Source organism: Corallincola holothuriorum, assembly GCF_003336225.1.
GTDB classification, from domain to species: domain Bacteria; phylum Pseudomonadota; class Gammaproteobacteria; order Enterobacterales; family Neiellaceae; genus Corallincola; species Corallincola holothuriorum.
Genome location: NZ_QPID01000019.1, coordinates 1 through 12,749, shown reverse-complemented (window position 1 = coordinate 12,749; position 12,749 = coordinate 1). Strand labels below are relative to the sequence as shown.

Annotated in this window: 7 protein-coding genes; 3 read left to right on the top strand and 4 right to left on the bottom strand. The window is 50.3% G+C overall.

Features of this window, described 5'->3' with window-relative positions:
• Positions 1-472: 472 nt before the first annotated feature.
• The 4 genes from aceA to DU002_RS19080 all read right to left on the bottom strand — a co-directional run bounded on the left by aceA (position 473) and on the right by DU002_RS19080 (position 9,240).
• Positions 473-1,780 (bottom strand): isocitrate lyase, encoded by a 1,308-nt coding sequence (aceA, locus tag DU002_RS19095; protein ID WP_114340053.1) that lies wholly within the window; start codon positions 1,778-1,780, stop codon positions 473-475.
• A gap of 61 nt (positions 1,781-1,841) precedes the next feature.
• Entirely contained in the window at positions 1,842-3,443 is a 1,602-nt protein-coding gene (gene aceB, locus DU002_RS19090; RefSeq protein ID WP_114340052.1) for a malate synthase A, read from the bottom strand.
• Positions 3,444-4,112: 669 nt separating this feature from the next.
• Positions 4,113-5,978 carry a TIGR00341 family protein gene (locus DU002_RS19085; RefSeq protein ID WP_158538162.1) on the bottom strand — a complete coding sequence of 622 codons (1,866 nt, stop codon included), beginning with the start codon at positions 5,976-5,978 and terminating at the stop codon, positions 4,113-4,115.
• Positions 5,979-6,315: 337 nt separating this feature from the next.
• A complete protein-coding gene (locus tag DU002_RS19080; RefSeq protein WP_114340050.1) occupies positions 6,316-9,240 on the bottom strand; it encodes a choice-of-anchor I family protein in 2,925 nt (974 codons plus the stop codon).
• 120 nt (positions 9,241-9,360) lie between these two features.
• On the opposite strand from DU002_RS19080, the gene ppk2 reads away from it, so the two are divergent.
• The 3 genes from ppk2 to DU002_RS19060 all read left to right on the top strand — a co-directional run bounded on the left by ppk2 (position 9,361) and on the right by DU002_RS19060 (position 12,327).
• Positions 9,361-10,194, top strand: coding sequence for a polyphosphate kinase 2 (ppk2, locus tag DU002_RS19075; protein ID WP_114340049.1), 834 nt, complete (start codon positions 9,361-9,363; stop codon positions 10,192-10,194).
• 112 nt (positions 10,195-10,306) lie between these two features.
• A complete protein-coding gene (locus DU002_RS19070) occupies positions 10,307-11,512 on the top strand; it encodes an NnrS family protein (protein WP_114340048.1) in 1,206 nt (401 codons plus the stop codon).
• A 629-nt stretch (positions 11,513-12,141) separates the two neighbouring features.
• On the top strand, positions 12,142-12,327 hold the full coding sequence (locus DU002_RS19060; protein ID WP_114340046.1) for a hypothetical protein: 186 nt from the start codon (positions 12,142-12,144) through the stop codon (positions 12,325-12,327).
• Positions 12,328-12,749 lie beyond the last annotated feature (422 nt).

The window sequence follows — 12,749 nt, the reverse complement described above, 5'->3', positions numbered from 1 at the left end:
AATGCGCAAGCTGACTCATATTTGCTTCGGCGTGCTTAAGCACCAGAGCGAGTATCAGCCTCAAACAGCGTGAAAATCACTGCTTGAGGCATGACGAGCAAGATGGTATCTCTCCCCTAGGAGAGGGCTTTCACGGCACTAACGGCACAGCTAATCCCGCGAAGTGTTTAGGATGCCATGCGCCCGCGGCAAAGCTCACCCCGCGAAGCGCAGTGGCTATCGCCGCTCTTATACATCCATGTATCCGCGGCATACCGTACATCCTGTACACAGCGTACCCCGCGAAGCGTTGTGGGTATAGCCGCTCTTATACATCCATGCGCCCGCGGCATACTGCTCGTCCTGAGCATAAAAAAGCCCGGCTGTAAGCCGGGCGAAGTCAAAGGAAAGGTTGGAGCAACACTTCTTGTTTACAACCGCTGTTGCCAGCGGGTCTCTCTTGTTACCAAAAAAGCATCGATTTAAATAACTGCTATTTAAACTGCGCTTCTTCAGTTGAGCCGGTCAGTGCAGTGACCGACGATTCGCCACCCTGGATGGTGTTCGTTACTTGATCAAAGTAGCCAGTACCTACTTCCTGCTGGTGAGAAACAAAGGTGTAGCCACGTTCAGCCGCATCGAATTCCTGCTGCTGTAGTTCAACGTAAGCAGACATGCCACGATCACGATAACCGCTCGCCAATTCGAACATGTGGTACCACATGTTATGGACGCCCGCTAAGGTGATGAATTGGAACTTATAACCCATGGCACCCAACTCGCGCTGGAACCGAGCGATGGTCACATCATCCAGATTCTTCTTCCAGTTAAACGATGGTGAACAGTTATAAGCCAATAGCTGATCTGGATACTTCGCATGGATCGCTTCTGCAAACTTCTTCGCCTGTTCCAGATCTGGCTTCGCGGTTTCGCACCACACCATGTCAGCATAAGGAGCATAGGCCAGACCGCGGGCAATCGCCTGATCGATACCTGCGCGAGTACGATAAAATCCTTCAGCGGTGCGCTCACCGACCACAAACTCGCGATCATAGGGGTCGCAATCCGAGGTCAACAGATCGGCAGCATCGGCATCAGTACGAGCAATCACCAATGTCGGCACGCCCATCACATCGGTCGCCAGACGCGCAGCAATCAGCTTTTGTACCGCTTCCTGAGTTGGTACCAGTACCTTACCTCCCATATGGCCGCACTTTTTCACTGAAGCTAATTGATCTTCAAAATGCACACCCGCAGCACCCGCCTGGATCATACCTTTCATCAATTCAAACGCATTAAGTACGCCACCAAAACCAGCTTCGGCATCGGCAACAATCGGCGCAAAATAGTCGATATAACCTTTGTCGCCAGGATTAATACCTTTACCCCATTGGATCTGGTCGGCACGGGTAAATGCGTTATTAATACGGCTAACAACTTCGGGTACGGAATTCGCTGGGTACAGAGACTGGTCCGGATACATGGTGCCAGACAAGTTGTTGTCTGCCGCTACCTGCCACCCAGACAGGTAGATCGCCTGTAAACCTGCTTTCACTTGCTGTACAGCTTGCCCGCCTGTCAGTGCCCCCATGGTGTTCACATAGCCATTGCGCGCTTCACCATTGATCAGTGACCAGAGCTTTTCAGCACCGGCGCGAGAATGTGAGCATTCAACCATGCGTGAACCACGCAAGTTCACCACCTCTTCAGCGGTGTAACCACGGGTTACGCCTTTCCAGCGAGGATTTTCTGCCCAATCTTTCTCCAGAGCCTGGATCTGTTCTTGCCTTGTTTGTGTCATCTTGACGTCCTCTTGCAGACCTATATAAGTTGCGCTTGTAGGGGGCACCTCTAACGGGTACTCAATTAAGTCGCCGGTAACCCGGCAGGGTTAAAAATTCAACGAGCTGTTCGTCCAGCGTGATCTTTTCCATCAAGGCCGCTGCTTCCTCAAATCGACCTTGGCGGTATTTGATGTCGCCCAGCTCTTCGGCTAACACCAACATCTCTTCGCTCAACAAACGGGTAAACAGTTCTGGGGTAACCACCTCGCCGCTATCCAAGGCTTTACCATGACGGATCCATTGCCATATTGAGGTTCGGCAAATCTCTGCGGTGGCCGCATCTTCCATCAAACCATAAATCGGCACACAGCCATTGCCGGAGATCCACGCTTCGATATATTGCACTGCAATACGGATATTGAGCCGCATGCCTGCTTCAGTGCGGGTACCTTCGCAAGGTTGCAGCAAGTCATCAGCGGTAATTTCGGCGTCCTCTTCACGGCTAATATCCAGTTGATTTTTGCGCTGACCTAGCACACGACTAAATATGCCTTGCGCCGTAGCCGCCAAACCAGGGTGTGCAATCCAAGTACCGTCATGACCGTTATTGGCCTCACGCTCTTTGTCTTGCCTTACTTTTTCCAGTACCGCTTCATTTTGTTCAGCATCTTTGCTGGGAATAAAGGCCGCCATACCGCCCATGGCCATCGCCCCGCGACGATGACAAGTACGGATTAACAAACGGGAATAGGCATTTAGGAATGGTTGTGCCATCCCCACCTGCTGGCGGTCAGGAAGTACGCGATCAGAATGATTTTTTAGCGTTTTGATATAACTGAAGATGTAATCCCAGCGGCCACAGTTTAACGCCACAATATGGTCTTTCATTGCGTACAAAATTTCATTCATCTCAAACACGGCAGGCAGGGTCTCAATCAACAGCGTTGCCTTTATCGTGCCGCGCTCGAGGCAGTAACGATCTTCGACATAGCTGAAGATACGACTCCACCAAGCCGCTTCATGGTGACTCTGCAGCTTGGGAATATAGAAATAGGGACCACTGCCACTATTTAGAAGCTGACGATAGTTATTCAAGAAATAGAGCGCAAAATCGAATAGCGCACCAGGAATGGCCTCGCCTTGGAACAAGACGTGTTTTTCATCTAAATGCAGCCCGCGCACACGGCAGATCAATACCGCAGGATCGTCGCTCAACTGATAGTGCTTGCCGCTGTTGGGGTCGATATAGTCAATGTTACGATTGACCGCATCACGCAGGTTGATTTGCCCCTGCACAACCGCATCCCAAGTGGGTGACAGTGAATCTTCAAAGTCAGCCATAAACACTTTGACATCAGCATTCAGCGCATTGATCACCATCTTGCGTTCAACCGGCCCGGTGATCTCCACACGGCGGTCCAATAAGTCTTCCGGGATCCCCCGGATCTGCCAATCTGAATTGCGGATATCTTTGGTTTCTTCAAGGAAGTCTGGCAAGGCGCCGGCATCAAATGCTTGCTGACGACGCTGGCGATTGGCCAGTAGATCGCGACGTTCAGGAGCAAACTTTCTCACCAGATCGGCCACCAGCGACATAGCATCGACGGTTAACACCTCACGATACGCGTTGGTCACTTCACCCTGAATATGTAGCTCACGGCTGGCTGGTGGTGCTGTCATTGACTCCATCTGGTCACCCTCAATAAACAATCATTTGTTACTTAACCACCACGAAATTATCGTTAGCAATGTTCCGAAGTGATATACGACTATTGTCTAAGGCCGTTAAAGCCCCTGCCTAGACGAGGAAGCAGAACCATCTGCTAAACCTTACTAATTAAAGTTCAAACAAACGTTTAGAGTGTTTGCTCTAGGCTTGCATTTATTTATAGATTGACCCAAATCAAAAAGCAAACACCTGTTTGAAAATTAATCCAATTACGTAAATTAATTACATAAGGTGATTGTTCGAGGTAACTATCAAGGTAAGAAAACAAACAGATCAAATTGCCTTAATCGATTGTTTTTTAAACGGATGAAAAACTCAGAGCCGCTAAGCAGAAGCTTCCAAGTCCAATTTCAAACATGTTCTGATATTAAAGAATGGTGTATTAATGCGAATTCAAACGAGAGGGTAGCTCTGAGCTTACAGCTGTAAGTTGATATAAGTTGGCGCAATAATGACGAATTGTTGTTTAGTCACCACCCAGCCAACTTACTCATTGCCAGATCTGATTTTTAACAGCGTTTTTGCTCGTTTTAAACGCCAGCAGGATCTCAAAATTGTGATTTAAATCACCTTGCAGCGCACTGATGAATGGTTCATTCAGGGCAATACCACGGCCTATCTTATTGCAGACGCAAAGAGCTGCTGGCTTCGAGCACAACGGGCTGCTTCATCACCGCTTCCACTGCACGCTTGGTATTTTGATAGTCAGAGGCGGTCAGCGGCCTCGGTGCCACGAGTTTTACCGACACAGTGATCGGTCTTGATGAAACTACCCGAACCTCTGCCAAACGAATATCATCAATCAACCGCCCCTCTAACTGCTTAATCAACTTCGTTTTGTGGACTACCTGAACGAAGCTAAGAGCAAGAGGAATACTCACCAGAACAACCGCCAGTGCCGATAGGATCAAGCCTCGCTTTGCCCGGCTAAATGGGGCAAACCCCAATACCAGAAAGGTCACAGCGCCGGCCAACACAATCCCCGACAAGTTAGTCAGGAAAAGCAAAAAGGCACCCCACATAATACCGGTATCTCCCCAACCGATACCGATCCCGGTAACCGCTAAAGGCGGTACTAACGCAACCGCAATGGCAACACCGGCCAGGCTTTTAGCCAAAGCAGCTCGCGCATGGGCGTAAGCCCCCGCAATACCCGAGATCACGGCGACAGCCAGGTCTAGTAAGTTCGGCCTGAGCCGTGCCGATATTTCAGGTGTCACTTGTTGCAACGGGATCAACCAAGTCGCGACCACCGCAAAGCCTAATGCCAACGCCAAACCAGTAAACAGGGTATAAAGGCTACCCTTGAGCAAGGACTCATCTTGCCGCGCAATTGCCATCGCCAATGAAATAATGGGTCCCATCAATGGCGCCAAGATCATCGCCCCAATAATCACCGGCGGTGAATTGGCAAACAGCCCCACAGAGGCCAACAGTGTCGACAAGATCATCAAGGTCAGAAAGACATTGGAAGGCGTGGCATTTTCTCGCAGCGCTTGATATAGCTCTTTGAATTCATCGGTGGCTGCATGAGCGATCCAGCTAAGTGGCCGCTTGGTCATCTGTTCAATCGCCCCGCCTGACGGCAGATGTTGTATTTTGCGCTGTTCCTTGCTGTCGCTAGCGCCCTCCTCTATTGCCAACAACCGGCCAGAAACGAGAGACAAGCGCTTCGCTTGGTTTTCGAAGACAAGCTCCTTGGCACAGATCTCACAGCCATCATGCCGGTACTCCATGCCCCCATTCGAGCGCACGCTTAAACTGGCGGTTTTAATGATGCCGACACTGCGCGGCACAGAGCCGCTGTTTCGATGAAACACGGAAGACAACAAAAAGCGGTACATCTCCATCAAACTTCTTGGCGCCAGCAAGATGGCGTGAAACATACCGTCATTGATATGGGAACCAGGCAGTAACCGACGTCCCATCACTGAGTTTTTGCCATGCTCAACAACGGTGATCCCCATTGCTGCAGTCACTATTTTCTCATCGTTGCCGGTGATTAACTCATAGCGTTTTGGCACCAGTTCGCCCAATCGACGCCCCGACGACAACAGGTGCTTAAACTTAGCCCATACTCCTTCAATGGCACCGCCTGGGCGTAACCCAAAAACATCGCCAATCACTACCGAATTCAGCACCAGCCGGCCGTTGCACAACAGCAGATCAACACTCCTGGCTTTGTTATTCAGTCCATCCTCTACCGCTTGTAATAACTTGCTACTGACGCCGCCACCTTTAATTGCATGTACCGCGTTGGGGTGAGGAAGAAAGCCAAACTGCCACTGCTTATCAGTGGCACAGGGAAGTAATTCCGAGATCTGATCATCTGAAAGGTATAGAAGCACCCGCGCGTCTTCCGGCCAATTGGGGAGCTCATGGGGGTTAAACGCCACTGGGGTCAGCTCATGCTCAGCCAACATCGGCAAAAGCTGTTTTTTAACGACCTCTTGCTGGGCCATATCGAACAGTAGAAAGCACATCATAGGAAAGCGAAACTCCATGTCGCTGATCATAAATCGCTTAATCAAGACTAACAGAAAGCCGACTAATTACCCGAAACATAACAGATAATTGGCGAAAGCAGCCGCATCATCTTGCTAGCTATTACTGGCCATAGGAGCACATTCGACACCGGAGATCAGCAAACACATTTAATATCGGCAAAAGCACTAGCGGAAAAGTTCACCCCGCGAAGCGTAGTGGGTACCGCCGCTCCTATAGATCCATGTATCCGCGGCATACCGTACATCTTGTACATAAAGCCCGGCCAAGGGGCCGGGCTTTGTCTTCTCTCAGCTAAGTTAAAACAATCAAAACAAGTTAATCAAAGCTATACAACGACGTGGTGCCGCTGACTTCGTTACCGACAATCAGCAGGGCTGCACCTGTTGGGCTGTCAGCAGCAGCAACAAACACCATCCCTTCTGGTGCTAAATCCCCCACCAGCGGATTGGTCACTTCGCCATCGTCAGTGTCCAGTGATGGATCCTGCTCAAAATCTCGCGGGTTAATGTACTGAACCAAGCGTGCAGCAGCAGGCACGGTGACGTCATACACCATCACCCCGCCGATACGCTCCAAACCAATAAAAGCATAAAAGCGATCACCGACCTTACCGACTGCCACACCTTCCGGCTCTGGCCCTTTATTGTCACTGCGGTTCTCAAAGCTGTGCTTATTGTCACTGGCATTGAAGTTATCAGGGAAGCGTGCGGCGGTGATCTGCTCGAACTCGCTGCCGCTATCAAACACACGTTCACCGGCACTATTCCAAATACTAAAGCTGCGTGCGCCGTAGATATGCAGGGTTTCAACCACACCGTCATTATCAGCGTCACCCAGTGTTGTGGTGGTGCCGATACGGCCAACTTCGTCTAAGTCAAAGCTGTCCGTTAGCGGTAAATCTTCTCCCCGCGCTTCTTCACTGAAACCATCGTAATCACGGGCATCCCCTTCGTTGGCCGTGATCAAATAAGCCATGCCGTCTACGCTATAGCTGGCAATGGCATCAGGCTGGTACATGCCAACCACATTGTCATGAGTGCTTATATCGATCACATCATCTTTGTCGTTAATGTCGATCGCATTCCAGGCCTTGCCATGGTCTTTAAAGCCCAGCGCCCAGATTGCAGTGACCTGTTTGTTGATCAGGTCGATATTAGCGACGGCGTTGTTTTCCTGCAGCGCCACAAACGCCATGGTGTCATCTTCGGCAACCGCTATATATTCAGGCTCCAAATCTTGCGCCACAGTTGCGTTTGGACCAAACACCCGTACATCGGCAGGCAATGCGGAATGGCGAGAGCCCCCTACATTGAAGTCAGTAAAGCCAAGGTGGGTGATATCAGCATTATCGACGCCATGACTCAGGTCGATCAGCGTCACCGAACCTTCAGGGTCAACGTCATAAGCACTGTTAGGCTCCCCTTCATTTGCCACTAAGACTAGGTTGCCCGCTTTGTTAAATGTCACCATATCAGGCAAGTAACCCGCTTCAAACATGGCTACAGGGGCGCTATCAGCGGTTAGCGCATTCTCGCCACTCGCAATATCGTAAAGCACTACAACGCCTTTACCCTGCTTACTATTACCAAAGCCATCATCGGCTTCAATAGCTACTGCCAACCAGTCACCAGAAACGGCAACGCTGTTCGCGTCTCCCAAGTCTCGGTCATCCGCGGTTTGTGCTGGCAGTGTCAACGCAAACGCTTTGCTCAGTGCCAGATCATCACCCACCGTGAGCACATCAACGCTGCGGTCTGCCGCGTTGACAACAAAGCTGCGCTGACTGGCGGCGTGGTACTGCACAATTTCTGCGGCGCCTTCGTCAAACAGGCCCGATCCGTAGCGAGACTCGTGTACCAAAACCGGATGCGCGGCCGCCATGCCAGTGAAACGGTCATTGAAAGGGGTAATAACGACGTCGGTAGTATCCCCCGAGATACCGAAATCATTGTCATTGATCAGCATGGCGTAGGTGCCATCCAGCATCGCCAAGCCTTCCTCTTTTTTGGCTAGCTCCAGCGCACTGCCCAGATTAGTAAAAGCCAATGATTTCGCCAACGGCACTATACCCTCGCCTTGCAGATCAACGATCTGCTCCAGGCTTGGTGATGTAGCTTCACTATCCCAAGCACTGCCCAACAGGTTGGTTGCGCCGGCCAAGTCCACGCGGTAGAGGTGAGTAATTTTGCTGATCCGCTCCAGCACAACCAGTTGGTCATCGCCGACAGCGATCATTTCGCTGACTTTAACGTCGCTTTGTTTGCGGTAATCATTGTTTTTCAAATCACCTTCGCCACCGGCACGATCAGCAAACGATTGTGGTGAATCCAGGGTATACAGATACTCCCCTTGAACGGCACCCAATGTGCCGTCAGCATTCAGAGCCAACTTGAACAGGCGAACATTCTTAGAACCGCTATAGGCACTGTTGTCAGGGTTGGCCAGCGGTGACTGCATAATGAAATAGAGCGCAGTTTCGTCCGGATTGATCGCCAGAGACTCAATACCACGGTTTAATTTTCGCTTGGCCAAAATCGCCGGCAGGCCATCCGTCACCGGATAGGTGGCCCCAGTCAATTGGGCTGCAACGCCTTCAGGTACGACACGTTCCAAAACCGAACCGTCAGTAGCCACATGCAATAAACTAGGTCCATACTCTTCGGTCAGCCAAAAGCTACCATCAGCCAGCTTCACCAACGCTTCGGTATCCACACCGTTCGGATCAAACGCCAACAAAGTGCCGTCCAGCGCGTAGCCATTTTCAGTGCTTTCCAGCGGGTTAACGACACCCGAGATGGGGTTACCATCGCTGTCTAATAGCGGGATCTGGGTCAGTTGCGGGCCATCAGTCGTCAGCAACACTTCAAAAATAGATGGCGTGTATTCAGGCATAGGGAAAATCTTGCCATCCTCATCATCACCACAAATGGCAGCAACACCAAGGATCGCTTCGGCATCATCACACGCGACATTCGGGCCCCGATCAGTCACAAGATAAAACTTCTGCTCAGGATCTGCTGCATGGTGAAATGCACCGCTACCAAACCCCGTATCCAGTGCCAAAGGTACGCCACCTTCGGCCTGAACAGTGCCCAACGGCATAGAGAGGCTAAACTCCATTGGCGACAGGGTAGCAAGTGCCACCTCATCGTCGTCATCGTCACTGCAACCGCTGATCATCACACTGCCAGCGATACCGATTACCAAGGGTAACCAGACTCTCCTTTTCTGCCCGTACATCTTAGCGTCCTCTAACTTGTTGACTATATTTAGAAAGGTTCGCAGGAAGCCTAATCAGCATTTGTGACGTAAAAGCTACATAACAGTTACCAAAACGTGACAACTCAAGAGGTAAAAGATATGGCAAACAACGCAAATAAATCGCCAAAGCGGCTCAATAAAGTGTTCTATGAGCAGGAGCTAGAAAGGCTGCAGGCTGAGTTAGTCAAAATGCAGGAGTGGGTAAAGGAAAAGGGATTGCGGGTTGCCGTCATCTTTGAAGGCCGCGATGCTGCCGGTAAGGGCGGCGTACTGAAGCGGATCACGGAAAAGCTCAACCCCAGGGTGGTGCGAGTGGTTGCACTCACCAAACCCAGCGACAGAGAGCGCACCCAGTGGTACTTCCAACGCTATATCGCCCACCTGCCTGCGGCTGGTGAAGTGGTGCTGTTTGACCGCTCCTGGTACAACCGTGCCGGCGTAGAAAAGGTAATGGGCTTTTGCAGTGACGAAGAGTACGAAGAGTTTTTACGGGTCTGTCCCAGCTTAGAAGAAGCCCTGATCCGCTCTGGCATCATCTTAATTAAGTATTGGTTTTCCGTTTCCGATGAAGAGCAAGAAAAACGCTTTAAAGAGCGCGTCACCAACCCGTTAAAGCGTTGGAAGTTTAGCGATATGGATCTGCTTTCGCGCAGCAAGTGGGTGGAATACTCACAAGCCAAAGATGCCATGTTCAGCCATACCGATACCCGTCGCTCCCCTTGGTATGTAGTTAACGGTGATGATAAACGACAAGCTCGGCTCAGCTGTATCAGCCATCTGCTCAGTAAAGTACCGTATAAATCGCTGAAGTATCACACCATTACGCTGCCTAAGATCAACACCAAAGGTTATGTCCGTCCACCGATGAATGAGCAGACCTTTGTACCTGAAATATTGCCCGAATCACCAGCAAAGGCGAAGAAGAAAACCTAAGCAGTAGTTAGGCACGAATTAAGTATCTCTGATTTGTATCAATAGGCGCCGATTACAATCGACGTCTTAACATGTATTATATATACACATTAAAATACCACTGGATGCCCCAATGATGCAGATCACCGATGCCAGCACCGAGAGCAAGCTTACGCCATTGCTGCGCCTCGCTTTTCGTCCGTTCTTTCTATTTGGATCGCTTTTCAGCCTTGCTGCTATTGCGCTATGGGTAGGCAGCTTAAATGGCTGGTTTAGCTTCACCCCGTATGGCAGCAGCTTGTGGTGGCATACCCATGAAATGCTATTTGGTTTTGTCTGCGCCATCATTGCCGGATTCCTATTAACCGCAGTACAAACCTGGACCGGACTGCGCGGGTTACGTGGCACCCCGCTGCTGCTACTAGTGTTGCTCTGGCTGGCAGGTCGAATTGCATTACTGCTCGAGCTTGGCCAACTGCAATGGCTGGCAGCGGTGATTGATCTGCTATTTCTGCCCTGTGTTGCCCTGCTCATGGCTAACTATGTGGTACGAGTCAAACAGTGGCGCAACTTAGTTTTTACCCCACTGTTGCTCGGGCTAACCCTCGCCAACGCGCTAATGCACAGCGCGGTAATTGGCGCTTTTCCGGCAGGGATGCAGTTGGGCTCGACCATCGCGGTACTGCTGATTAGCTTGGTTATCTTTGTTGTGGGTGGCCGCGTTATTCCGTTTTTTACTTCCCGCGCCTGCGGATTTGATAAGCCGCAACCGCTTGTGTGGCTTGAAGCCGTCGGAGCAATTAGCTTACTCGCCGTGATCATCACCTTGCTTGTCTCTATTGGCTGGCAGGTTCCCAAAGAGATCAGCATCGTGCTCTGGGCAACCATCGCCATCAGCCAATTACTACGTATGGCGCGCTGGCGTCCACAGGCCACCTTAAGTAACCCGCTACTTTGGTCTCTGCATCTGAGCTACCTGTTTATTCCAATCGGCGCATTATTGGCACTAGGGTTTCACCTTGGTTGGGTTTATAGCATGAGCCCAGCAATCCATGCCCTGACTGTTGGCGGTATGGGCGGCTTGATACTGGCCATGCTGGCGCGGGTTTCCTTAGGCCACACAGGGCGTCCACTTAAAGCCCACCCGCAGATGTCGATTGCCTTTGCTGCGCTATTACTGGCGGCGTTGATCCGCAGCGTTTTACCCGCACTGATGCCACAATGGTTAATATGGGGTTGGAGCCTAAGCGCACTGGGCTGGATCATCGGCTATGGCCTGTTTATGTTGCATTACAGCAAGATCCTCAGTACTCCCAGAGCCGACGGTCGCCCCGGCTAAAAAGCCGGGGACATAGCTAAACCAATTGAATCAATAGAAGTCAGAGCAAGTCCGCTTGCTCTGACACCATTACACCCGCAACTGCCAATCCCCTAAACCATAGTGCGAGTCATTCACACCTCACTAATCGAGGAACATAGCTCAACCGCACATAATATTGAGAGATCAACTATTGCCAAACAGAGAAAAATTGTTGAGATTAGACAATAAGTTACCGAGCGTGCTGGCAGCTGACGAAAATACTCGTTGCAGGGATAGCAAGCAGATGCTTTCAAATTAGCGTTATATTCACCTGAGGGCTTATGCTATCTCCTGAAATTCTTTTTAAATACCGTAAGCTCGACAAAGGATGCTTAGAATTACTACTTAATCGTGAGCTATGGTTTGCTAATCCAGCTTCACTGAACGACCCGTTTGAGGGAGAAGCATCATTCAATGAAGTGTTAAATGCAGTTTGGGAACACTATCCATTCCCTTCGCAGCAACGCGAAATATATAAACGAATAATCGAAGAGCAACTTGCCAAAACTGGTATCTGTTCATTTAGCAAAGCTCGAAAAAAACCAACTCATGTGGTCTCACTATGCGGATGAACACAGGGGGTGTGTATTGGCTTCAAGGAGCATCTGTTGAGGCCAGAAGGTTCATTCATCGCACCAATAGATGTGACTTATCAAGATGAATACCCCTTCGAAGATATTATCGAGCGGATCAAGTACTTTGAGCAATTCCCCGGAGCGAACAACGTAGAATGTGTCGCTGGAGATATTCTTTATCTCAATCTTGGATACCAAGTATTCGAGCTGGCGTTATGAGCGAGAACGTAGACTTGTTTTCTGTAGATCCGAGGCGAAACAATTCGATCCCGAAGCAGTTAATTCCATCGCCTTCGGGCTTCGAATGGAGGCTAGAGACAAATCAACGCTAAGAGCGATGCTATCTGGCCCAGAATGGTCACATTTGGATTGGTATCAGGCTGTTAAATCAAAAACGAAATATGCATTGGACTTCGAAAGAATATAACAATTCAGCTCACTAACTCGTCGCTGCGCTCCTCAAGGAAACAGCTACAGCGCGGCTCACCGCCGCCCTTTGCCCATTTTTGCGGCACTGGAGGATCCCCTCATAAATCCCCCAGTCCAGCTGTGTGAACCAGCCTTAAAAATTCATTCATAGCCCAGCGTATTCGCTGCTCTGAGATAACAAAGTCCGGCCGTCTCCGAACTTCTTTACCTAA